General features: G+C 67.9%; 24 protein-coding genes. 12 read left to right on the top strand and 12 right to left on the bottom strand.

The genetic code is table 11. The features are described from left to right. Positions 1-25 precede the first annotated feature (25 nt). A complete protein-coding gene (epmB, locus tag AAG688_RS10900) occupies positions 26-1,045 on the bottom strand; it encodes an EF-P beta-lysylation protein EpmB (protein WP_411832258.1) in 1,020 nt (339 codons plus the stop codon). A gap of 98 nt (positions 1,046-1,143) precedes the next feature. Between epmB and efp the strand changes: the two genes are divergently transcribed. The 7 genes from efp to AAG688_RS10865 all read left to right on the top strand — a co-directional run bounded on the left by efp (position 1,144) and on the right by AAG688_RS10865 (position 8,524). Further along, entirely contained in the window at positions 1,144-1,710 is a 567-nt protein-coding gene (gene efp / locus AAG688_RS10895; protein ID WP_411832257.1) for an elongation factor P, read from the top strand. Between the two features lie 239 nt (positions 1,711-1,949). Then, the gene (locus AAG688_RS10890) at positions 1,950-3,290 is read left to right on the top strand and encodes a TRZ/ATZ family hydrolase (protein WP_411832256.1); all 1,341 of its coding nucleotides are present in this window, start codon (positions 1,950-1,952) and stop codon (positions 3,288-3,290) included. Positions 3,291-3,503: 213 nt separating this feature from the next. After that, positions 3,504-4,247, top strand: a complete 744-nt coding sequence (gene ubiG / locus AAG688_RS10885; RefSeq protein ID WP_411832255.1) for a bifunctional 2-polyprenyl-6-hydroxyphenol methylase/3-demethylubiquinol 3-O-methyltransferase UbiG — start codon at positions 3,504-3,506, stop codon at positions 4,245-4,247. Beyond that, on the top strand, positions 4,237-4,929 hold the full coding sequence (locus tag AAG688_RS10880; RefSeq protein ID WP_411834986.1) for a phosphoglycolate phosphatase: 693 nt from the start codon (positions 4,237-4,239) through the stop codon (positions 4,927-4,929). Before ubiG ends, AAG688_RS10880 begins: the two co-directional genes overlap by 11 nt. A gap of 85 nt (positions 4,930-5,014) precedes the next feature. Next, positions 5,015-5,704: a phytoene/squalene synthase family protein gene (locus tag AAG688_RS10875; RefSeq protein WP_411832254.1), complete on the top strand. Its 690-nt coding sequence runs from the start codon at positions 5,015-5,017 to the stop codon at positions 5,702-5,704. A 133-nt stretch (positions 5,705-5,837) separates the two neighbouring features. Then, on the top strand, positions 5,838-6,782 hold the full coding sequence (gene folE2, locus AAG688_RS10870) for a GTP cyclohydrolase FolE2 (protein WP_411832253.1): 945 nt from the start codon (positions 5,838-5,840) through the stop codon (positions 6,780-6,782). Positions 6,783-6,862: 80 nt separating this feature from the next. Beyond that, positions 6,863-8,524, top strand: coding sequence for a diguanylate cyclase (locus tag AAG688_RS10865; RefSeq protein WP_411832252.1), 1,662 nt, complete (start codon positions 6,863-6,865; stop codon positions 8,522-8,524). Positions 8,525-8,969: 445 nt separating this feature from the next. On the opposite strand, the gene AAG688_RS10860 is transcribed toward AAG688_RS10865, so the two are convergent. From AAG688_RS10860 to yidD, 3 genes are read right to left on the bottom strand one after another with little or no spacing between them, the layout of a single operon-like run. Next, a complete protein-coding gene (locus AAG688_RS10860) occupies positions 8,970-9,815 on the bottom strand; it encodes a M23 family metallopeptidase (protein ID WP_411832251.1) in 846 nt (281 codons plus the stop codon). Beyond that, the gene (locus AAG688_RS10855; protein ID WP_411832250.1) at positions 9,812-11,161 is read right to left on the bottom strand and encodes a dihydroorotase; all 1,350 of its coding nucleotides are present in this window, start codon (positions 11,159-11,161) and stop codon (positions 9,812-9,814) included. Before AAG688_RS10855 ends, AAG688_RS10860 begins: the two co-directional genes overlap by 4 nt. Further along, positions 11,161-11,412 (bottom strand): membrane protein insertion efficiency factor YidD, encoded by a 252-nt coding sequence (gene yidD / locus AAG688_RS10850; RefSeq protein WP_411832249.1) that lies wholly within the window; start codon positions 11,410-11,412, stop codon positions 11,161-11,163. Before yidD ends, AAG688_RS10855 begins: the two co-directional genes overlap by 1 nt. A 96-nt stretch (positions 11,413-11,508) precedes the next feature. Between yidD and dksA the strand changes: the two genes are divergently transcribed. From dksA to radC, 4 genes are all read left to right on the top strand, one after another. Further along, positions 11,509-12,573 carry an RNA polymerase-binding protein DksA gene (gene dksA, locus AAG688_RS10845; protein ID WP_411832248.1) on the top strand — a complete coding sequence of 355 codons (1,065 nt, stop codon included), beginning with the start codon at positions 11,509-11,511 and terminating at the stop codon, positions 12,571-12,573. A gap of 213 nt (positions 12,574-12,786) precedes the next feature. After that, on the top strand, positions 12,787-13,986 hold the full coding sequence (locus AAG688_RS10840; RefSeq protein WP_411832247.1) for a tyrosine-type recombinase/integrase: 1,200 nt from the start codon (positions 12,787-12,789) through the stop codon (positions 13,984-13,986). Further along, positions 13,983-15,047, top strand: coding sequence for a YhcG family protein (locus AAG688_RS10835; RefSeq protein ID WP_037039054.1), 1,065 nt, complete (start codon positions 13,983-13,985; stop codon positions 15,045-15,047). Before AAG688_RS10840 ends, AAG688_RS10835 begins: the two co-directional genes overlap by 4 nt. Before the next feature lie 351 nt (positions 15,048-15,398). Then, the gene (radC, locus tag AAG688_RS10830; protein WP_037039057.1) at positions 15,399-15,908 is read left to right on the top strand and encodes a RadC family protein; all 510 of its coding nucleotides are present in this window, start codon (positions 15,399-15,401) and stop codon (positions 15,906-15,908) included. 41 nt (positions 15,909-15,949) lie between these two features. On the opposite strand, the gene arsH is transcribed toward radC, so the two are convergent. The 8 genes from arsH to AAG688_RS10790 form a co-directional block, all read right to left on the bottom strand. Then, the gene (gene arsH / locus AAG688_RS10825) at positions 15,950-16,672 is read right to left on the bottom strand and encodes an arsenical resistance protein ArsH (protein ID WP_037039128.1); all 723 of its coding nucleotides are present in this window, start codon (positions 16,670-16,672) and stop codon (positions 15,950-15,952) included. Beyond that, entirely contained in the window at positions 16,665-17,087 is a 423-nt protein-coding gene (gene arsC, locus AAG688_RS10820; protein WP_037039059.1) for an arsenate reductase (glutaredoxin), read from the bottom strand. The genes arsH and arsC overlap by 8 nt, the downstream gene beginning before the upstream one ends. Positions 17,088-17,196: 109 nt before the next feature. Beyond that, positions 17,197-18,240, bottom strand: coding sequence for an ACR3 family arsenite efflux transporter (gene arsB / locus AAG688_RS10815; protein WP_051497092.1), 1,044 nt, complete (start codon positions 18,238-18,240; stop codon positions 17,197-17,199). Continuing rightward, the gene (gene arsA, locus AAG688_RS10810; RefSeq protein WP_037039062.1) at positions 18,237-20,003 is read right to left on the bottom strand and encodes an arsenical pump-driving ATPase; all 1,767 of its coding nucleotides are present in this window, start codon (positions 20,001-20,003) and stop codon (positions 18,237-18,239) included. Before arsA ends, arsB begins: the two co-directional genes overlap by 4 nt. A gap of 13 nt (positions 20,004-20,016) precedes the next feature. Further along, on the bottom strand, positions 20,017-20,376 hold the full coding sequence (gene arsD / locus AAG688_RS10805) for an arsenite efflux transporter metallochaperone ArsD (RefSeq protein ID WP_037039064.1): 360 nt from the start codon (positions 20,374-20,376) through the stop codon (positions 20,017-20,019). Positions 20,377-20,418: 42 nt separating this feature from the next. Beyond that, on the bottom strand, positions 20,419-20,916 hold the full coding sequence (locus tag AAG688_RS10800) for an arsenate reductase ArsC (RefSeq protein WP_037039133.1): 498 nt from the start codon (positions 20,914-20,916) through the stop codon (positions 20,419-20,421). A gap of 11 nt (positions 20,917-20,927) precedes the next feature. Next, positions 20,928-21,374, bottom strand: coding sequence for an ArsI/CadI family heavy metal resistance metalloenzyme (locus tag AAG688_RS10795; protein WP_209421559.1), 447 nt, complete (start codon positions 21,372-21,374; stop codon positions 20,928-20,930). 12 nt (positions 21,375-21,386) lie between these two features. Continuing rightward, a complete protein-coding gene (locus AAG688_RS10790) occupies positions 21,387-21,716 on the bottom strand; it encodes an ArsR/SmtB family transcription factor (protein WP_037039069.1) in 330 nt (109 codons plus the stop codon). Between the two features lie 541 nt (positions 21,717-22,257). On the opposite strand from AAG688_RS10790, the gene AAG688_RS10785 reads away from it, so the two are divergent. Next, entirely contained in the window at positions 22,258-23,085 is an 828-nt protein-coding gene (locus tag AAG688_RS10785) for a DUF932 domain-containing protein (protein WP_411832245.1), read from the top strand. The last annotated feature ends 15 nt before the right edge of the window (positions 23,086-23,100 follow it).

Genomic DNA, 23,100 nt, shown 5'->3' with positions numbered 1-23,100 from the left:
CCGGGCCGCCGCGCCGTGGCGTGCGTCACAACGGCCGCTTGCCGCTGTCGCCGGGCACCTCGCGCACCAGCCGCGGCACCAGGTAGCCGGACAGCCGCGCGGCCAGCGCCGCGTGCAGCGCGCGGGCGCGCCCGTCGTCCACCTCGTAGTGGGCCACGCCGGCCACCCGGTCGAGCTGGTGCAGGTAGTAGGGCAGCACGCCGGCGGCGAAGCCGCGCTCGCTCAGGGCCGCCAGCGCCTCGACGCTGTCGTTGACGCCGCGCAGCAGCACCGCCTGGTTGAGCAGCGTGGCGCCGGCCGCGCGCAGGCGGGCGAGGGCGGCATCGACGCCGGCGTCGAACTCGTTGGCGTGGTTGGCGTGGATGACGAAGGCCACCGGCCAGGGCAGCGCGGCCAGCCATTCCGCCAGCGCGCCGTCCACCCGCTCGGGCAGCACCACCGGCAGGCGGCTGTGGATGCGCAGGCGCCTGAGGTGCGGGATGCGCGCCAGCGCATCGGTCAGTTCGGCCAGCCTGGAGGTCGCCAGCGACAGCGGATCGCCGCCGGACAGCAGCACCTCCTCGACGCTGGCATCGGCGGCGACGAGCTCGATGGCCTGCCGCCAGCCGTCGCGCGCGGCGGTTTCCTCGGCATAGGGGAAATGCCGGCGGAAGCAGTAGCGGCAGTTCACCGCGCAGCTGCCGGTGGCCACCAGCAGCGCGCGGCCGGCGTATTTCTGCAGCACGCCCGGCGCGGTGCGCGCGGCGTGGTCGCCGACCGCATCCAGGCCGAAGCCCGGCGCCGCGCGCATCTCCTCGTCCAGCGGCAGCACCTGGCGCAGCAGCGGGTCGTCGATGTCGCCGTGGCGCATCCGCGCGACGAAGCCGCGCGGCACCCGCAGCGGGAACTGCGTCGCCGCCGCCGGCGACAGCCGCGCCGCGTGCGCGTCCAGGCCCAGCAGCGCCAGCAGTTCAGCCGGGTCGCGCACGGCATCGCGCCACAGCTGCTGCCAGCGCGGCGGTTGCAGCGGGGCGGGCTGCATGGGGCGGGGGGCTGCGGTTATCATGTCGGGTCTGGAAACGCCCGCCGGGCCTGGCGGGTCGTCCATTCTATCCGCCCGCCGCTCCGCGCGCAGGCCCAGCCCCACCCTCAGGAGTTTTCCGCATGGCCAGCTATGGCATGAACGACGTCAAGAACGGGATGAAGATCCTGGTCAACAACGAACCGGCGATCATCACCGACACCGAATACGTCAAGCCGGGCAAGGGCCAGGCCTTCACCCGCGTCAAGTACCGCCTGATCAAGAGCGGCCGCGTGCAGGAAATCACCATGAAGTCCACCGACTCGGTGGAGGCCGCCGACGTCGTCGACACCGACATGCAGTACCTGTATTCGGACGGCGAGTACTGGCACTTCATGCAGCAGGAGACCTTCGAGCAGGTGCAGGCCGACAAGGCCGGCATGGGCGGCGCCGAGAAGTGGCTCAAGGGCGAGGAAGGCTGCGTGGTGACGCTGTGGAACGGCGCCCCGATCGCGGTGCAGCCGCCGAACTTCGTCGAACTGAAGATCGTCGAGACCGACCCGGGCGTGCGCGGCGACACCTCCGGCGGCGGCGGCAAGCCGGCCACGCTGGAGACCGGCGCGGTGGTGCGCGTGCCGCTGTTCGTCGGCCAGGACGAAATCATCAAGGTCGACACCCGCACCGGCGAGTACGTCAGCCGGGTCAAGTGACGATTCGGCCCGCAGCCGCTTCGCGGCTACGGCCTTGCCGGACCGTCATCCCCGCGCAGGCGGGGATCCAGCGACTTGCCTTTGCCGTTAAGTCTTCGAACCGATTGAATAATCGGCAGTGACACGACAAGTCCCTGGTTCCCCGCCTTGGCGGGGACGACGGTGCCGAAAGGGAATCGCGGCACCGTCCGCGTTTCCGACTCCCACGGGGGACGAACAAGCCTTGTGAGTAACAGCGCATGACCGACGCCTCCGCCCCCCAACCCTGCGACCTGCTGATCGAAGCCGCCTACGTCGTCCCGATCGCGCCGCACGGGCTGGTGCTGGAGGATCACGCGGTCGCCGTCGACGGCGGCCGGATCCTCGCGCTGCTGCCGCAGGCCGAGGCGCGCGCGCGCTTCGCCCCGCGCCAGGTCATCTCGCGCCCGCACGGCGCGCTGATGCCCGGCCTGGTCAACGCGCACACCCACAACCCGATGACGCTGCTGCGCGGCGTGGCCGACGACCTGCCGCTGAAGGTGTGGCTGCAGGAGCACATCTGGCCGATCGAGGGCGCGCTGATCAGCCCCGAGTTCGTCGCCGACGGCATCACCCTGGCGATCGCCGAGATGCTGCGCGGCGGCACCACCTGCGTCAACGAGAACTACTTCTTCCCCGACGTGCAGGCGGCGACCTACAAGCGCCACGGCTTCCGCGCGCGGGTCGGCCTGCCGGTGATCGATTTCCCCACCGCGTGGGCGAAGAGCGACGACGAGTACTTCGACCGCGCCGGCGAGGTGCACGACCAGTGGCGCGACGATCCGCTGATCGCCACCGCGTTCGCCCCGCATGCGCCGTACACGGTCAACGACGCCAACTTCGAGCGCGTGCGCATGCTGTCCGACCAGCTCGACGTGCCGGTCCACCTGCACCTGCACGAGACCGCGCAGGAAGTGGCGCAGTCGCAGGAAAAGCACGGCCAGCGGCCGATCGCGCGGCTGGACCGGCTGGGCCTGATCAACGACCGCCTGATCGCCGTGCACATGACCCAGCTGACCGAGGGCGAAATCCACCTGTGCGCCGAGCGCGGCGTCAGCGTGGTGCACTGCCCGGAGTCCAACCTCAAGCTGGCCTCGGGTTTCTGCCCGGCCTGCGCGCTGCTGCGCGCGGGCGTCAACCTGGCCATCGGCACCGACGGCTGCGCGTCCAACAACGACCTGGACATGTTCGGTGAGACCCGCACCGCCGCGCTGCTGGCCAAGGCGGTGGCGCAGGACGCGGCCGCGTTCGACGCCGCCAGCGCGCTGCGCGCGGCGACGCTGGGCGGCGCCAGGGCGATCGGCTTCGATCACCTGGTCGGCTCGATCGAGGTGGGCAAGCAGGCCGACCTGGCCTGCGTGGACCTGTCGGCGCTGGAGACCCAGCCGCTGCACCACGTGCTGTCGCAACTGGTCTACGCCACCGGCCGCCAGCAGGTCGCCGACGTCTGGATCGCCGGCCGGCCCAGGCTGCTGCAGCGTGAACTGGTGGACATGGACGTGGTCGCCATCGTCGCCAATGCGCGGCAGTGGCGGGAGCGGATCCGGGCGTTGCCGCGCTGATCCTGCCTGGCCCCGCTGGATGCGGTGGGTGATGTGGAATATGGGAGCGACGTGAGTCGCGAGCTCTCCAGCCAGACGCGAAATACCCGGAAAAACCGTCGCGACTCACGTCGCTCCCACAAGCGTGGAGGCGGATGGCGGGCCGGCGTTGGCTTTTCACGCCACCGATGGGATCATGGCGGCACCGTCGCACCTCCTTCCCCCGGAACCGCCATGAGCGAAGCCGCCTCCACGCCCTCCGACAACTTCGATCAGGCCGAACTGGACAAGTTCGGCGCGCTCGCCGGCCGCTGGTGGGATCCGGACGGCCCGCAGAAGCCGTTGCACGCGCTCAATCCGGTGCGCCTGGACTACGTGCGCCAGCGCGTGGCGCTGGCCGGCGCGCGCGTGCTGGACGTGGGTTGCGGCGGCGGCCTGCTCAGCGAGGCGCTGGCGAAGGCGGGCGCGCAGGTCACCGCCATCGACCTGGCCCCGGAACTGATCAACGTCGCGCGCCTGCATCGGCTCGAATCCGGCGTGCAGGTCGACTACCGGCTGCAGTCGGTCGAGGCGCTGGCCGGGGAGATGCCCGGCGCGTTCGACGCGATCACCTGCATGGAGATGCTGGAGCACGTGCCCGATCCCGGCGCGATCATCGCCGCCTGCGCGCGCCTGCTCAGGCCGGGCGGACGGCTGTTGCTGTCCACGCTCAACCGCACGCCGGCCGCGTTCGCGCTGGCGATCGTCGGCGCCGAGTACATCGCGCGGCTGCTGCCGACCGGCACGCACCATTACGAGGACTTCATCAAGCCGGCCGAACTGGCGGCCTGGCTGCGCCAGGCGGACCTGCAACTGGAGGACGTCAGCGGGCTGGCCTACGAACCGTGGCGCAACCGCGCGCGGCTTGCCTCGCGCACCGACGTCAACTACCTGGCCTGCGCGCGGAAGCCGGAAACCGGGGAAGGCGATCTTGGATAAGCCGCACGCACCGGCCTTCCCGCGCGCGGCGCTGTTCGACCTCGACGGCACGCTGCTGGACAGCGCGCCGGACATGCTGGCCACCGCCAACCGCATGCGCGACGCGCGCGGCCTGCCGCCGCTGGCGCTGGAGACGCTGCGGCCGCAGGTGTCCAAGGGCGCGCGGGCGATGCTGTCGGTGGCGCTGCCGATGCTGGAGACGGACGCGCGTGAAGCGCTGGTGGCTGAGTTCCTGGCGGTCTACCGCGAGGAACTGGGCCGCCACAGCGATCTCTTCGACGGCGTGGCGGCGATGCTCGACGCGCTGGAGGCCGCCGGCACGATCTGGGGCATCGTCACCAACAAGCCCGAGTACCTGGCGCGCGCGGTCCTGCCGCAGTTCGACTGGGAGCCGCGCTGCGCGGTGCTGATCGGCGGCGACACGCTGGCCGAGCGCAAGCCGCACCCGCTGCCGCTGCTGGTCGCGGCCGAGCGCACCGGCGTGGCCCCGGCCGATTGCGTCTACGTGGGCGACGACGAGCGCGACATCGTCGCCGCGCGCGCGGCCGGCATGCCTTCCATCGCCGCGCTGTGGGGCTACCGGCTCGACGGCGACGACCCGGAGACCTGGCAGGCCGACCTGCGCTGCGAGTCGCCGCACGCGCTGTCGCGGCCTTCCGGCTGGCGCAGCCGGAATCCGTAACGCCACGCATCCGCGCGCGAGCCGCCTTCGCCGGCGTTTCCCCCCGCGACCTGTTCGCCAACACCGCACAGCCTTTCCGAACGCCATGTCAGATTCCTCCGCGCTGGACAGCTTCCTCGACAAGTGGCGCGCGCGCTGGCCCGAATGGGACGGTGCGGAAATCTTCGTGCCGGCCGCGCGCCGGCGCACGACGCTGGCGTGGTTCGCCCTGTTGCAGGAGTTCGAGGACGCGATGAACGTCGCCGGTGATCCGCTGCCGGCCGACGCCAAGCTGTCGTGGTGGGCGCAGGAACTGGGCGACTGGGCCGGGCGCCGCTCGCGCCATCCGCTCGGCCGCCTGCTGGAACCGCAGCGCGCGCCCTGGGACAGGCTGGCCGACGCGCTGCCGGCGCTGATTGCCGCGCGCGAGCCTGCCGCGGATCCAGCGCAGGCGTTCGCACGCCTCCGGGGCTACGGACAGGCGGTGGTGGCGATCGAGAACGCGCTGATGGACGGGCAGGGCGGCGAGGCGGCGGTGCAGGCAGTGATCGCGCAGACCCTGGCCGCGCGCGCGGGCAGCCAGGCCGGCGCCGCCCTGTGGAACGAAGCCGGCGCTTCGGTCCCGGTCGCGCTGCTGCGGCAGTGGCCGGCGCGCTTCGCGGGGGGGCGCGAACGCCGGCTGTGGTCGGCGCTGGCCCGCCTGCGGCTGCAACGGCAGGCCGGGCACGGCGGACCGGCGCCATTGGCATCGCCGCTGCGGCGGCTGTTCGTCGCCTGGCGCGCCGCGCGCGGCTGACCGCCGCCGGGCGTTGCCGACAGCGCCGGACAATCGCCGCGATAGCGCCGGCCGATGCCGGTAACGCACTGTTTCAGCGGGCAATTCGGCGCAGCGGGGTACAATGCCGGACCCCCGCATCCGCTGGACTTCCATGTCTGCCTCGTCCGTCCCCGCGCCGCGCGCCGAACTGCCCGACGTCGCCCACCACACGGTGCCGCTGGCGCGCGCGCTGGACTGGGTGGGCATGGAGAACATCGCCCTGCCGATCCGTGTCTCCGACGGCGCCGGCGGCCAGTTGCAGGTGCCGGCCAGCATCGACCTGTCGGTCGACCTGGCCAATCCCGATGCGCGCGGCATCCACATGTCGCGGCTGTACCTGCAACTGCAGGAAGGGCTGGCGCGCGAGGCCATCACCCCGGCCGGGCTGCGCCACCTGCTGCAGGACAGCGTGGCCTCGCAGAACGGCCTGTCCGGCCGCGCCCGGCTGAAGCTGCGCTACGAGGCGCTGCTGCAACGGCGCGCGCTGGAAAGCGGCTACGCCGGCTGGAAGCGCTACCCGGTCGAGATCGAGGCCACCCTCGACGAAGGCCACCTGCAGCTGGCGCTGACCCTGGCGGTCGAGTACTCCAGCACCTGCCCGGCCTCGGCGGCATTGTCGCGGCAGGCCAACGCCGAGCGCTTCGCCGCCGATTTCGCCGATGCCGCCAGCGTGCCGGCCGCGCAGGTCGCCGGCTGGCTGGCTTCCGAGCGCGGCATGGCCGCCACCCCGCACGCCCAGCGCAGCCGCGCTCAGGTGCGGGTGGAACTGCGCCCGCAGTTCGACGAACTGCCGCTGGTGGCGCTGATCGATGCGCTGGAAGCGGCGCTGGCCACGCCGGTGCAGACCGCGGTCAAGCGCGTGGACGAGCAGGCCTTCGCCCGCCTCAACGCCGAGAACCTGATGTTCTGCGAGGACGCCGCGCGCCGGGTCGCCGCCGTGCTCGCCGCCGATCCGCGGGTGGACCGCTACGAGGCCTGCGTGGCCCATTACGAGAGCCTGCACCCGCACGACGCGGTGGCGCGGGTGGCCGGGCAGGGAACCGTTCAACCCCGCTGAGACGCCTCATATCCGGACCTGGCGCACAGTTTGCTCCGGTCGGCTATGCTTGAAGGCTTGCTCGATAGGCGGGGAAGGGGATGGGGATTCCTTGGCGCCTGGTGTTGGGCGGCATCCTGCTGGCATGGCTGGCGGCGCCGCTGCAGGCCCGTACGCTTGAACTTGCGCGACTGGATGCGGATGCGCCGGCATCGCAGGTCGTGTCCGGCCGCCTGGACGACGGCTTCGTCCGCGCGCGTTCGGACACCCTGTACGAGACCGCGGACGCGCCGCGCTGGTGGCGCGTGCGCGTGTCCGAGGCCGTCGCGCCCGACGACCATCCGCACCTGGTCCTGCAGTCGCCGGGCCGCAACCGCATCGAGGCCTGGCTGCCGGACGAGGCTGCGCCAGTCAGCCGCTCGCTGTTCGGCGACGACGCCGATCCGGCCTTCTCGACCCGCGCGCTGACCGTGCCGCTGCCCGAAGGGCTGCAACCCGGGCAATCGCTGTATCTGCGCATCCAGCCTTGGGGCAGCACGCCGATGCGGCTGTCGATCCAGCCGCTGGCGGTCATCCAGGGCGACGACCTCGAATACGTCGCCTGGCGCACGATGGTGCTCAGCACGATGGTGGTGCTGGCCATCCTCGCCTTCGGCTTCCGCATCGGGCTGCACGAGCGCAGCTATGCGTACCTGGCGCTGACCCTGCTCTGCCAGGCGGTCTACCTGGCCGCCCAGGGCGGCGAACTGCGCGGCGTGGAACTGTTCGGCCATGCGATCGGCGCGGACGTGCGCGCCGGCCGCCTGGCCGGGATGCTCTCGATCATCGCCAGCAACCTGTTCATCGGTTACTACCTCGACCTGCGCCAGCACCGCCCCTGGCTGATGCGCATCCTCGATGCCTGCAATGCGCTGGTGGGCGTGTTGATGCTGGCGTCGCTGGCGAGCGATTCCCTGCTGATTCCGCGCAGCAGCAACATGCTGCTGCTGGCGAGCGTGGCCACGCTATTGGTCGCGGCCGCCTCGGAAACGGCCAGGCGCAACCGCGCGGCCTATTTCCTGCTGCTGTCGCTGCTGCCGATGATGCTGCTGGTGATCCTGCGCGTCTTCGAACTGCAGGGCTGGTGGGCCGGCCCGATCTGGCTGGCGCACGCCTACCCGCTGGGATTCGCGCTGTCCGGGCTGGTGTTGACCGTGGGCCTGGCCGACAAGATGCAGCAATTGCGGGCCGAGCGCGACTGGGCCAGCCGCCTGGCCACGCGCGACGCGCTGACCGGGCTGCTGTCGCGCGCGGCGATCCTGCAGCGGCTGGAGAACGCCATCGAGGCCGCGCAGCGCCGGCAGCGGCCGCTGTCGGTGGTGTTCTTCGACATCGATCATTTCAAGCAGGTCAACGATCGCCACGGCCACCTGGTCGGCGATCACTGCCTGCGCATGATCGCCCTGCGCACGCGCGGCAAGCTGCGGCTGGAGGACAGCCTGGGCCGCTACGGCGGCGACGAACTGCTGGCGGTGCTGCCAGACACCACGCTGGAGCAGGCCCTGCACGTGGCCGAGCACCTGCGCGAGGCGGTCAACCGGCGGCCGCTGTCAATCGACGGCCGCGTCATCGAGACCAGCCTGAGCCTGGGCGTGGCGCAGTTGCAGCCCGGCGAGAGCTTCGACCGCCTGCTCGAACGCGTGGATACCGCGCTGTACTCCAGCAAGACGGCCGGGCGCGATCGCGTCACCGGCCACCGCGAGATGGCGATGGAAGACGCCTGAGCGGCCGTCCATTCTCTTGTAGAGCGGAGCTTGCTCCGCTGCTCCCGGCTTCCGGCTTCCGGAGCAGCATGGCCGAGCAAGCTCGGCTCTGCAGGTACGTAGCGCCGGGCTTGCGCGGCGGGCGTATTCGCTTCCTCTTGATCCAGCACCGACAGCAAGTCGATGCGCAGGCCGAACCGCGTCAGCGGAGCAAGTTGCCCCACGGCCGTCCATTCTCTTGTAGAGCGGAGCTTGCTCCGCTGCTCCCGGCTTCCGGAGCCGGCATGGCCGAGCAAGCTCGGCTCTACAGGTACGTAGCGCCGGGCTTGCGCTACGTGAGGCTTACTTCCCGCGCTCGAGCACCAGCAACGGATCGATGCGCACGTCGAACCGCGCCAGGCGAAAAGCGGGTTGACCGGGATGACGAACGCGCCGCCGCGCGTGCGGAGGGTGAACTGCCACGTGCTTACTTCCCGCGCTCGAGCACCAGCAGCGGATCGATGCGCACGTCGAACCAGTTCATCCCCCAATGCAGATGCGGCCCCGTCGCCCGCCCGGTCGCGCCGACCGCGCCGATCACCTGTCCCTGCGCGATGCGATCGCCGGCCTTCACGTCGATGCGCGACAGGTGCAGGAAGTTGGAACTGACGCCGTGGCCGTGGTCCAGCAGCAGCGTGCCGCCGGTGAGATACAGGTCCGGCGCGGCGAAGGTCACCACGCCGGCGGCCGGCGCCTTGACCGGCGTGCCGGCGGGCGCGGCGATGTCCATGCCGGAGTGGCCGCTGCCGGCCTGCGTGCTCCCGTCGGTCGCCACGTAGAGGCGCGCGTTGCCGAAGCGCCCGCTGATGCGGCCCTGCACCGGCCAGGCGAAAGCCTGCGCGAAATCGGCGCGATCGTCGTCGCGCTCGCGCGCAGCGGTGACCTGGGCCTGTTCGCGGGCGATGCGCGCGGCGATCTCCGGCGGCGGGTTGACCGTCCTGGGCGGCACGCCGCGCACCCGTTCCAGCGGCCAGTCGCGCGGGGCCACCGCGACGGCGACCGTCTCGCTGCGGCCCGAGGGCAGGGTGACCTGTAATTGCAGCGGCCCGGCCTCGTCGCGGCCGACGCCGAACACCACGCTGCCGTACGGCGTGACCCGCAGCCTGCGGTCATGGTGGACGACCTGGCTGCCCGCCGGCACCTTGCCGATGACCAGCGCGCCCTGCTGCGCCTGAGCGGGGAACACGATGCGCTCGTCCTGGTGCGCCTGCGATGCCGGCGCGGCGAGCAACAGGCCCAGCAGCAGCGCGATCCGCGCCGCGCCCGGGATCACCGATCAAACTCCAGCCGCTGCCCGCCGGGCGCGCCGACCAGCTGCTCGCCGTTCCAGACCATCCGGCCGTTGACCCAGGTCGCCGCCACCCGCGAGCGGAAGCGCATGCCCTCGAACGGCGACCAGCCGCAGCGCGACAGCACGTCCTCGCGGCGCACGGTGAATTCCGCGTCCTCCACCATCACCAGGTCGGCCCAGTAGCCCTCGCGCAGGAAGCCGCGCTCCTTCACGTCGAACAGCTGCGCCGGCGCGTGCGCGAACTTGCGCACCACCTGGGCCGCGTCGATGCGCTTGTCGTGCACCAGCTCCAGCGCCGCGACCAGCGCGTACTGCACCAGCGGCAGGCCGGACGGCGCCTGCGCGTAGGCCCTGGACTTCTCCTCCAGCGTGTGCGGCGCGTGATCGGTGGCCAGCACGTCGATGACGTCGCCGGCCAGCGCCTCGATCAGCGCCTGGCGGTCGTGCGCGTCCTTGATGGCCGGGTTGCACTTGATGAGGTTGCCCAGCCGCGCGTAGTCGGCGCGGTCGAAATGCAGGAAGTGGATGCAGGTCTCGGCGGTGATGCGCTTGCGCAGCTTGCCGGCCGCGTCCACCAGCGGGCCGCGCTCGAACAGCGCCAGCTCGTCGGCGGTGGAGATGTGCAGCACGTGCAGGCGGGTGCCGTGCCGGCGCGCCAGTTCCAGCGCCAGCCGCGTGGACTTGATGCAGGCCTCGCGCGAACGGATGTCGGGATGGTGCTCGACCGGGATGTCCTCGCCGTAGCGCGCGCGGTAGGCGGCCAGGTTGGCGTCGATGGTCGGCGTGTCCTCGCAATGGGTGATGATCGGCGTCGGCGCCTCGCGGAAGATCGCGTCCAACGTGTCCGGATCGTCCACCAGCATGTTGCCGGTGGAGGCGCCCATGAACACCTTGATGCCGGGTGCGGTCCTCGGGTCCAGCGTGCGCACCGCCTCCAGGTTGTCGTTGCTGGCGCCCAGGTAGAAGCCGTGGTTGCCCCACGCCCGCCCCTTGGCGCGCTGGTACTTGTCCTCCAGCGCGGTCGCGTCCAGCGTCGGCGGGCTGGTGTTGGGCATGTCCATGAAGCTGGTCAGCCCGCCGGCCACCGCGGCGGCCGACTCGGTGGCGATGTCGCCCTTGTGCGGCATGCCGGGCTCGCGGAAGTGCACCTGGTCGTCGATCATGCCGGGCAGCAGCCAGCGGCCGCCGGCGTCGACGACCTGGTCGCCGGTGCGGGCGGCCACGCGCGGGCCGACGTCGGTGATGCGGCCGTTCTCGAAGCGCAGGTCGCCCTCGAACTGGCGGTCTTCGTTGACCAGCCGGGCATTGACGATGACGGTTCCGGACATCAGGAATTTCCTGGGGAGGGGGTGGAGGAGTCGGGGCGGTCGGGCACCGGGTCGTGCCCGCCGGGGTGCAGCGGGTGGCAGCGGCCGATCCTGCGGATCGCCAGCCAGCCGCCGCGGGCCGGGCCGAAGCGGGCGATGGCCTCCATCGCGTATTCCGAGCAGGACGGCGCGAAACGGCAGCGCGGCCCCAGCAGCGGACTGATGAAGCGCTTGTAGCCGCGCAGGACGGCGATGAGCAGGCGGCCAACCATGCGGCGATGATACCCGCGTCGGGTTGCCGCTGCCCGCCGGGTAGGCTATAAAGTCGCGCTTTCCCGGCAATCGGGAAGAAAAAGGAAGCGCTTTTCGTGGCTGCAAAAAAACCTGCCAAGAAGGCCGCCAAGGCCGCCAAGAAGACTCCGACCGTCGCCAGGAAGACCGCCGCCGTGAAGAAGGCGGTGGCCAGGAAACCGGCCCCGAAGCCGGCGGCGAAGAAGACCCCGGCCAAGCCGGCCGCCAAGCCCGCGGCCAGGAAGGCCGTGGCGAAGAAGGCGGCCCCGGCCAAGCCGGCGGCAAAGAAGGCGGCCGCCAAGCCCGCCGTGGCCAGGAAGCCGGCGCCCAAGCCGGTGGCCAAGGCGCCCGTCAAGGCTCCGACCAAGACCCCGGCCAGGAAGGCCGCGCCGGCGAAAGCCGCTCCCAAATCCGTACCGAAGCCGGCCCCGAAGCCGGCTCCGGCCAAACCTGCCCCCCCCAAGGCAGCTGGCCGTGCCCAGGCGCCCGTCCCGGCCGCTGTATCCCCGGCACCCGCGCCCGCTGCCAAGGCTCCCTCAGTACCCAAGTCCGTGCCCGCCCCCAAGAATTCCCCCGCTTCAAAACCCGCCGTCGCTGCCGCCACGCCCGCCGTGTCCCCGCGCCCGATCAACGTCGGCAAGGTTGCCGTCGCCAAGCCGGCCAATCCCGCTGCGCCGGTCGTGCGTCCCAAGGCCAAGGTCGTGCCCTACAAGGTCGATGAAGCCAGCGGCCGTCCCATCGTGCCGGAAGGCTACAAGCCCTCGTCCGACGAGGAGTACATGAGCCCGCTGCAGCTGGAGTACTTCCGCCAGCGCCTGCTGCAGTGGCGCGCCGACCTGGTCGAGGAATCCAAGCAGACCATCGAGAACCTGAAGGACGAGGTCCGCGACATCGGCGACGAGGCCGAGCGCGCCACCCGCGAGACCGAGAACTCGCTGGAACTGCGCACCCGCGACCGCTACCGCAAGCTGATCGGCAAGATCGACAGCACGCTCAAGCGCCTGGACTCCGGCGACTACGGCTATTGCGTCGACACCGGCGAGGAGATCGGCCTGGATCGCCTGGAGGCGCGCCTGACCGCCGAGCGCACGATCGATGCGCAGGAACGCTGGGAACACATGCAGAAGCAGCAGGGCGATTGACCGCCCCACGAAAAACCCCGCTTCGGCGGGGTTTTTTGTTCAGCATGACTCCAGCCCGGTACTTCGCTGGACTGCGCCATAGCTCGATACAGCAGGTTTATCAAGAACTTACGCGCGTCCATCATATGCCGGTGCTTTCTGAAACTTGACCCGGTTTTCCTTCGCGCCGCTCCTATCTGGCTCTTGGAATTCGGGTCGTTCCAAGGAGTCATCATGGCTAAGATCAAGCTCACCAAGACCGCCGTAGAGTCAGCGCAACCCCAGGCCAAGGACATCGAACTACGGGATACCGTGGTGCCGGGCTTCCTGTGCAAGATTACCCCGAAGGGCCGCCGGGTGTTCATGCTCCAGTACCGCACAAACTCCGGGCAGCCTCGCAAGCCTTCGCTGGGCCTGTTCGGGGAACTGACCGTGGAGCAGGCCCGCGTCATGGCGCAGGACTGGCTGGCCGAGGTTCGCCGGGGCGGCGACCCCGGCGGTGCCAAGGCCGAAGCGCGCAAGGCGCCCACGGTCGAAGCGTTGTGCAAGAAGTTCATGGAGGACTACTCCAAGAAGCGCAACAAGCCCAGCACGCAGCGTGGCTATCAGGCCGTCATCGACCGCTGCATCGTCCCGCTGCTGGGCCGCAAGAAGGTGCATGAGGTGAAGCGGCCCGATATTGCCGGGCTGATGGAAAAGCTGGCCTACAAGCCGACCGAGGCGAACAAGACCTTCGGTGTGCTGCGCAAGATGTTCAACATGGCCGAAGTGTGGGGCTACCGCCCGGATGGCACGAATCCGTGCCGCCACGTCCCAATGTATCCGCCGGGCAAGGAAACCCGGCTCATCGTGGACGAGGAAATGGTGAGGATCTTTCGCCAGTTGGAGAAGCTGGAGGCGGAAGGGCTGGAGAACTACGTCATTCCGCTGGCGATCCGGCTGCAATTCGAGTTTGCCGCCCGGCGCTCCGAAATCTGCCCGCTCGAATGGAGCTGGCTGGACTTCGAGAACCGGCGTGTGGTGTGGCCCGACAGCAAGGTCGGTGGCATTTCAAAGCCCATGAGCGAGGAAGCGTATCGGCTGCTTTCGACGACACCGCGCAGGGAGGACTGCCCCTATGTCCTGCCGTCGCCGAACGACCCGGCCAAGCACCTGACCTTTAGCGAGCACTATGGCGGCTGGTGCCGGGTGCTCAAGGCCGCCAGCGTCCCGCACGTCGGCACGCACGGCATCCGCCATCGCTCGACCACTGACATTGCCAATTCGGGCGTGCCGACCAAGGTAGGCATGAAGCTGACGGGCCACAAGACCGTGGCGATGTTCATGCACTACGTCCACACCGAGGACAAGCCGGTACGCGATGCGGCCGAGCTGGTGGCCAGCCGGCGTCAGGCCATCACGGGCGCGCGCCAGCTTGCGGAGGCGGCAGTATGAACACGCGCCGGTCATCCGTGGCATCGCCCGCAGCGCCGTCGGCGCTGCTGGGCGACATTCGGGTACTGATTGAGGCGGCGCGGCAACGCGCCGCCTCGGCGGTGAATAGCGAGCTGACGATGCTCTACTGGCGTATCGGCCAGCGTATCCGCACGCAAGTCCTGGAGGGCCGGCGAGCCGACTACGGCGAGGAAGTATTGCCTACCCTGGCGGCGCAGTTGGTGAAGGAGTACGGCAGCAGTTTTGCGGTCAAGAACCTGCGCCGCATGGTGCAGTTTGCCGCCACCTTCCCCGAGGAGCAGATTGTCGTATCACTGATACGACAATTGAGTTGGACGCACTTCATTGCTCTGATCCCGCTGAAAGATCCGCTCCAGCGGGACTACTACGCGCAGATGGCCAGCGCCGAACGCTGGAGCGTGCGGACGTTGCGCGAGCGCATCAACTCGATGCTGTACGAGCGCACAGCGCTGTCCAAGAAGCCGGGCGAGACGATTGCGCAGGAGCTGGCGACGATGCGCGACGCGCAGCGCATGTCGCCCGCCTTGGTCATGCGCGACCCATACATCCTCGACTTCCTGGGGCTGCGGGACACTTGGCAGGAAGGCGACTTGGAGGCGGCGATCATCCGCGAAATGGAGTCGTTCTTGCTGGAGCTAGGCGCGGGGTTCAGCTTCGTGGCCCGACAGAAGCGCATCCCGATTGACGACGAGGATTTCCACCTCGACCTGCTGTTCTACAACCGCAAGCTGCGACGGCTGGTGGCGGTGGAGTTGAAGGTCGGTGACTTCAAGGCGGCCTACAAGGGACAGATGGAGCTTTATCTTCGCTGGCTCGACAAGCATGAACGCGAGCCGGAGGAAGCCTCGCCATTAGGGATCATCCTTTGCACCGGCAAGAAGCGTGAGCAGATCGAGTTGCTGGAGCTGGACAAGTCGGGCATCCACGTTGCCGAATACCTGACCGCCTTGCCTCCGAGGGGCGTGCTGGTGGAGCGGCTGCAACAGGCAACGCAGCGGGCGCAGTTGCAGATCGAGCAGCGCAAGACAGACAACGGGTAGTTCTGTCCCAAGCATTCGGGCGTCCCGGCGTGCCGCCGTCGGGTTCGCGGGCTGCGCCCCGCGCTTCGTGCCGAATCGCGGCCATCCGGCTTTGGCCCCTGCCGCCTCCGGCCCTGCCGGGCCTGCCGGGCCTGCGCGCTCCGCTTGCCCCAAAGGCCGACTGTGTGCAGTGGGCGGGGTGTAGGCGGTCTTGCTGTTTCCTTCACCGTATCACGGCGTTCTCGCCGTCAAGGGCGGCGCGCGCTTGTGCGCGCTTGCGTCCTGGCGGCCGTCTGCGACCCCTGACGGCTTGCGCTGCGCCGTGCTGGCGACGGTTCCGGGCAATTCCGCCCGAGCAACCGGAGCACGATCATGTCGCAACTATCCTTTTCCTCGTTCGATACCTCGCTGATGGTGCGCGATGCACAAGGCCGCTACCTGCTGGCGACGACCGACCAGATTCTGGAGGCCGCGCGCCAGGCCATCGAGCAGAAGATGCAGCGTGGTGCCTCGTTCAGTTCGCCAGCGGCGGTCAAGGAGTACCTGCGCGCCAAGCTGGCCGGCTTCGAGCACGAAGTCTTCGCAGTGCTGTTCCTGGATACGCAGCATCGCCTGATCGAATACAGCGAGCTTTTTCGAGGCACCATCGACAGTGCATCGGTGTATCCGCGCGAGCTGGTCAAGGAGGCGCTGCGGCTCAATGCGGCAGCGGTCATCGTTTCGCACAACCACCCGAGCGGCAATCCCGAGCCGAGCGGTGCCGACAAGGTGCTGACTCAGCGGCTCAGGGAGGCACTGGCGCTGGTGGATGTCCGCACGCTGGATCACGTCATCGTGGCAGGCGGCAGCACCATATCCTTCGCCGAACGCGGTCTGATTTGACCGAGGGGGCTTCGGCCCCCTTTTTGCTGCGATGGCGGTTCTCAGATCGCTGTTTGATTGACGCGCCGGCTCAGGGCGTCGGCGCTTTCCTTGCGCTCGCTATAGCGATCTACTAGATATGGCATCACGTCGCGCGTGAGCAGCGTGAACTTCATCAGCTCTTCCATCACATCCACGATGCGGTCGTAATAGGCCGAGGGCTTCATGCGTCCCGCTTCATCGAACTCCTGGTATGCCTTGGCGACCGAAGACTGGTTAGGGACGGTCAGCATCCGCATCCAGCGACCCAACACGCGCATCTGGTTGACGGCATTGAAGGACTGCGAGCCCCCCGAAACCTGCATAACCGCCAGCGTCTTGCCCTGGGTTGGGCGCACGGCGCCGACCGATAGCGGAATCCAGTCGATCTGGGTCTTCATCAGGCCGGTCATTGCGCCGTGGCGCTCGGGCGAACTCCACACCATGCTTTCGGCCCATTGCACCAGCTCGTGCAGTTCCCTGACCTTCGGGTGATCGTGAGGCGCATCGTCCACCAACGGCAGACCCGAGGGGTTGAACATCCGTGTCTCACCGCCGAGCGCGCTCAGAATGCGTGCCGCTTCTTCGGCAGCCAGGCGGCTGAACGAGCGCTCGCGTAGCGAGCCGTAGAGCAACAGAAAGCGCGGTGCGTGGGTGGCACGCTCGGGCGCCATCAGCCGCTGGGCATCGGGTTGCTGGAACAGCGCGGTGTCGATATTGGGTAGGTCGATTCTGGATTCAGACACGATGACCTTCCGCATTCACGACGGCTTCGCCGTCTTCCTTACAGAACGCACCGCGCTGCGGCTGGGGCAGGATGTCCAGCACTGTTTCCGAAGGTCGGCACAGCAGTATGCCCAGCGGCGTGACCACGATGGGGCGGTTGATGAGGATGGGGTGCTGGAGCATGAAGCCGATCAATTGCTCGTCGTTCCACTTGGAATCATCCAGGCCGAGTTCGGCGTAGGGCGTGCCCTTCTCGCGCAGCACCGCGCGCACTGGTACGCCCATCGCGGCAATCAGGCGTTGCAGCGTTTCGCGGTCGGGTGGCGTCTTCAGATATTCGATGACCACGGGCTCCTCGCCGCTGTTGCGGATCAGGCCAAGAACATTGCGCGATGTGCCGCAAGCGGGGTTGTGATAGATGGTGATCTGGCTCATGCCATTGCCTCGGTTCAGGAGTTGGTGGAGCTGGTGGAATACGTGCTGGTTCGTGTGAGCCGCGATCGGCGGCCCAGCCGCAGTAGCGATGCCAGGCCGGCGGAGTCCATCACGACGCTGGGAAGCGTGAGCGCGTGCGGTTGGCAAAGGCCACCAGCGACAGCATCACCGGCACCTCGACCAGTACGCCGACCACGGTGGCCAGCGCCGCGCCCGAGTTCAGGCCAAACAGGCCAATGGCCACAGCCACAGCCAGCTCGAAGAAGTTGGACGTTCCGATCAGCGCGCAGGGTGCGGCAATCGGGTGCGGCAGGCGCCACGCCCAGGCCCAGGCATAGCCCAGGGCGAAGATGGCGTAGGACTGGATGAGGATGGGCAAGGCAATCAGCGCAATCAGCGTGGGCTGGGCCAGGATCACCGGGCCTTGAAAACCGAACAGCAGCACCACGGTAAGCAGCAGACCGAGCATGGATATAGGCTTGATGCGTGCGGTGAAGTCCGAGACTGCCACCTCACCACCCTGGGCAGTTAGGCGCTTGCGCGTCCACCAGCCGGCGATCAGCGGTAGCACGATGTAGAGCACCACCGACAGCATCAAAGTCTCCCAAGGGATGGCGATCTCGGTCACGCCCAGCAGCAAGGCGACGATCGGGGCGAATGCGACCACCATCACCAGATCGTTCACTGAGACCTGCACCAACGTGTAGTTTGGGTCGCCCTTGGTCATCTGCGACCAGACGAAGACCATGGCAGTGCATGGCGCGGCGCCCAGCAGGATCAGACCGGCGATGTATTGCTGAGCATCGTCCGGGTTGATCAGGTCAGCCAACAGATACTCAAAGAACAGCACCGCCAACACGGCCATGGTGAAGGGTTTGATCAGCCAGTTGATTGCCAGCGTGATCACCAGCCCCTTCGGTCGCCGACCCACGGCTTTGAGCGAGCCTAGGTCGATGGCGATCATCATCGGGTACACCATGGCCCAAATGAGTATGGCGACGATGAGGTTGACCGAGGCGTATTCGATGGCCGCCAATGCACTGAACAGTTCTGGCATCAGGTTTCCCAGAGCCAAGCCGGCCAGAATGCACAGCGCGACCCAGAGCGTCAGGTAGCGCTCGAACACGCCTATGGGCGAGGGCGCGCGGTTCATGACGCTTTCCTTTTTGCCAAAGCCCGCAGATGCTCCACCCCCACCGGTTCCTCGGTCAGAAGCGGCACCACGGCATGGCGCCGGGCGTGTTGTGTGGCCACGGCGTCGATTTCCCGCAATTCGTTGCGTGCACGCTGGCGTAGCAGCGGGGAGTGTGGGTGCGCGGCCGCCACGCTGTTGTTGATGACCCAGGCCCACGGTTCTATGCCCGCGCGGCGCAGGTCGTCTTGCAGATTGGCCGCTTCCAGCACGGGCGTGGTTTCGGCCAGGGTGACGATGAGCACCTTGGTCTGCCTGGGGTCTTGCAACTGCATCATCGGCGTCGTGAAGTGAACGCCCGTCTCGCCCATCTGCCGGGCGATGTCGCGATGGTATGCGCCAGTGGCGTCGAGCAGCAGCAAGGTGTGACCCGTGGGCGCGGTGTCCATCACTACGAACTTCCTGCTCCCTTCGCGGATGGCGCGGGAGAACGCCTGGAACACCGCGATTTCCTCGGTGCAGGGCGAGCGCAGGTCTTCTTCCAGCAGAGCGCGGCCTTCGGCATCGAGCTGCGCCCCCTTGGTGTCCATCACATGCTGGCGGTAGCGCGCCGTGGCTTCCTGGGGGTCGATGCGGCTGAGTGCCAGATTGGGCACCGAACCTTCCAGCGTATCGGCCAGGTGCGCAGCCGGGTCGGAGGTGGTCAGATGCACGGGTAGTCCCCGGCCCGCCAGCTCCACGGCGATGGCGGCGGCCAGCGTGGTCTTGCCCACGCCACCCTTGCCCATCACCATGACCAGCCCGTGCCCATCGACGGCGATCTCATCGACCAGGGCGGACAAGTCTGGCGCATTGATCTGGTCGGGCAGTTCGATGGCATCGGCGTCATGCTTGGCGTCGGTATCGACCAGCAGGTGGCGCAGGGCATCGAGGCCGACGAGGTTGAACGGCTTGAGCGCGATCTGATCCCGAGGCAACGCCTGGAGTGCCGGCGGAATGGCGGCCAGCGTGGCCTGCTCTCTTTCGTAGATGGCAGCGGCAAGCGTATCGTTTTCGGCCTCGCCAGCAGGGAAGACGCCGTTGATGACCAGATGCTGGCGTGTCAGCCCAATGGCGGCCAGTTCTTCATGGGTGCGTGCCGCCTCGCGCAGTGTGGGGCGCTGCGCGCGGGCCACCAGCACCAGGCGGGTAAGCAGCGGGTCGGCCAGGGCGGCGACCGCGTCCTTGTATTGGGCGCGTTGTTTTTCCAGGCCCGCCAAAGGGCCCAGACACGACGCATCGCCCTTGCCCTCTTCCAGGAAGCCGCTCCATGCGCCCGGCAGTTGCAGCAGGCGGATGGTGTGGCCGGTGGGGGCAGTGTCAAAAATGATGTGTTCGTAATCCTGCGTCAGCGCCGTATCGGTCAGCAAGGCCGTGAACTCGTCGAAGGCGGCGATTTCCGTGGTGCAGGCGCCCGACAGAGATTCTTCGATGCCGCGCACCACCTCGTCGGGCAGCACGCCCCGCACAGGCCCAGCGATGCGGTCACGGTACGCTTGCGCCGCTGCCTGCGGGTCGATTTCCAGTGCCCACAGGTTCGCCACGGCGGCAATCGCCGTGATGCGGTTGCCGATGCGCTCGCCGAAAACCTGCCCCACGTTGGAAGCTGGGTCGGTGCTGACGAGGAGCACGCGCTTGCCCTGGGCCGCCAGTTGCACGGCCGTTGCGCAGGCGATGGAGGTCTTGCCGACGCCCCCTTTGCCGGTGAAGAAAAGGAATCGAGGCGGCTGGGTCAGAAAGTGCATGAAATCTCCTCGTTCAGCAGCAGCGGTTGCCAGAGCAGCAAGCGCCTTGGGTTGGGGAGGTTTCGGGCGCCTCGATGTCAGCCCAGCGGGTCAATTCGCTGCGGTTGGGATAGCGACCGGCCAAGGCCACCTCGCCATCGACCAGAACCAGGGGCAGCGCCTCTTGGCCCGAGCGTTCCAGAAAGCCTTTCACAGTCGGGTTTTCGGCGAAAGTAAGGGGCTGTTGTGCCAGGTTGAAGCGTTCGATCTGAGCACCGTTTTGTTTGGCCCAATCCACGTCGGCGGCAAAGTTCACCAAGTTTTGATCTACTTCAACGCCGCATACGCCTGTGCTGCAACACAGCGCCGGGTCGAAAATCTGGATGTTTGGCATGGGGTGTCCTTTCAAATCTGGTTGTTGATGAAGTGACGCTCTTCACTCTTGGCCGATATTTCGCAACTCGCGTTGCAGCGACATGGCGTCCAGGCGTTGCAGCGGCAGCGAGAGAAACAGCTCGATGCGGCGACGCAGGGTCAGCGCGGCATCCTTGAACGCCTTGAGCCGTTGTTCTTCGCTGCCTTCGACGGCTGCCGGATCGGGTACGCCCCAATGGGCCGATACCGGCTTGCCCGGCCACAGCGGGCACGCCTCACCGGCGGCGTTGTCGCAGACGGTGAAGATGAAATCGAACACCGGTGCATCCGGCGCCACGAACTCGTCCCAGCTTTTGCTGCGGTAGCCGGTCGTCGGCATGTGCAGCCGCTCCAGCGTGGCGAGCGCCAGCGGATGCACTTCGCCCTTCGGCTGGCTGCCCGCCGAGTAGGCCCGAAAGCGCCCTTGGCCCAGCTTGTTGAGGATGCCTTCAGCGAGAATGGAACGTGCGGAATTGCCCGTGCAGATGAACAGTGCGTTGTATGTGCTCTCCGTGGTCATGGCGTGCTTTCTCAACAGCAGGAAGAACGGGGGCTTGCTGTACAGCAAGCCGGTGCGGTGATCGGTGTCGTGACTGAGGCTGCCTCATGGAAGACTGGGATGCTGCCCAGCGTGTGGAAGTGCTCCCATGCCACACCTTGCGGGTCGGTGATCCAGTGCTTCTCGCTGCGTGCGTAACAGCAGGTCGTAGTGCCTTCGTCGAGCAGCGCCATGTCGGCGGCCTGCGCGCGTGCCTTGAGGGCGGCCAGTTCCTCAGCGTCGTCGGTCTGGATACCCAGGTGGTCGATGCCTGGCCTGTTGCCGCGCGTGGAAATGGCGAAGTTCACCGGCGGGTCTTCGAGCATCCACTTCGCGTAATCGCTTTCGACGCGCGTGGGTTGCGCGGCGAAGAGTTGGGAATAAAAGCCGATGCTGCGGGGCAGGTCATTGACATGCAGATGGACATGGAAGCGCTTCATGGATAGTTCCTTTCAGCAGGAGGCACAGGTGGCAGAGGATTCCGTGACTTCGCATGTGCCGCCCTGGCAGCAGTGTTCGGTCATGTAGCCGAGCAGGTTGTTCATCTGCGCGAAGTCGGCGCGATAGATCAGGTTGCGGCCTTGCTGCTCGATGGTGACGAGGCCAGCGTGGGCCAATTCCTTCAAGTGGAAGGACAGGGAATTGCGTGCCACGTCGAGCAGATCGGCCAGCACGCTGGGCGTCATCCCCTCGGGGCCGGCGACAACTAGGGCGCGGAACACACGCAGCCGCTGGGTATGGGCCAAGGCGCCGAGGGCGGAAACAGCTTGATTTTCGTTCATGGTTCGATAATACAACATTTATTGAATAGTCGCGCAAGTGGTAAGCGCGTAGAACCTCATGGCGTCCCGGCGCGCTGTCGTGCTGCGCATCGAGCCGCCTGCGGCGTCTCGCCCCTGACGGGCTTCCATCGTTCCCTCGCTCCGCTCGGCTGACGCCTCCGGCCCGGCTTCCAGCTTCGGGCCTGCGCGCTTCGCTTGCCGTGCGGTCGGCACAGATGGGCGACCGTTGCCTGTCCAGCCGTCTCCCCTGACTTCATCACCTTGTCCGCGACTGTAGCCCGCGACCGTATGCCTTCAAGGCGCGCAGGGCCGTGTCCTCGGCTGCGCCTGCGGGCCGCACCAACCCCGCGCTTGTCTCCTTGATGGCCTCCGTCCGCGCGCTCCCTTTCGTCGCGGGCGATGAACTCAGGAAAGACGGTGGCAACAGGGCCAACCGGGTTCCTCGTGCCGACCGCACCAAACAGCCGAAAGGCTGGGCTCCGAATCTTGGAATCCGGTGTGCGGTGTGAACAGCAAACCTCTTTTTGTCAGGAGAAAGACCATGCAACTCGCATCCCGTTTCGCCTCCCATTCCCCGGCGCTGCGCAGCGACCACCCCCTGTCCGACGACCAAATCCGCAGGGTGGCCCCGTCCATCTTCGCGGACGCGCCGCATGAGAGCCGCTCCGAGCGGTACAGCTACATTCCCACCGCCGCCGTGCTGACCGAACTGCGCAAGGAAGGTTTCCAGCCCTTCATGGTGACGCAGACCCGCGTGCGCGATGAAGGCAAGCGCGAGCACACCAAACACATGATTCGCCTGCGCCATGCCAGCCAGATCAATGGCGCGGAAGCCAATGAAATCGTGCTGCTGAACTCGCACGACGGTACCAGCAGCTATCAGATGCTGGCCGGCATGTTCCGCTTCGTTTGCAGCAATGGCCTTGTCTGCGGCGACACCGTGGCCGATGTGCGCGTGCCCCACAAGGGCGACGTGGCCGGGCATGTCATCGAAGGCGCGTTTGAGGTGCTGAGTGGCTTCGAGCGGGTGAAGGAATCCCGCGACCTGATGCGCGGCATCACGCTGGACGATGGCGAAGCCGAAGTGTTTGCCCGCGCCGCGCTGGCCCTCAAGTACGACGACCCGGACAAGCCCGCACCCATCACGGAATCGCAAATCCTGATGCCGCGCCGCTTCGATGACCGCCGCCCCGACCTGTGGAGCGTGTTCAACCGCACGCAGGAGAACTTGACCAAGGGCGGCTTGCATGGCCGCAGCGCCAACGGACGCCGCCAGCGCACCCGCCCGGTGCAGGGCATTGATTCCGATGTGCGCCTGAACCGCGCCCTGTGGCTGCTGGCCGATGGCCTGCGCCAGCTCAAAGCCTGACCGTTTCCCCGCCGG

It is taken from the genome of Pseudoxanthomonas mexicana (assembly GCF_046736355.1).
GTDB lineage: Bacteria > Pseudomonadota > Gammaproteobacteria > Xanthomonadales > Xanthomonadaceae > Pseudoxanthomonas_A > Pseudoxanthomonas_A mexicana_B.
The sequence above is the reverse complement of the archived record's forward strand: the minus strand, read 5'-3'. Positions and strand labels throughout refer to the sequence as shown.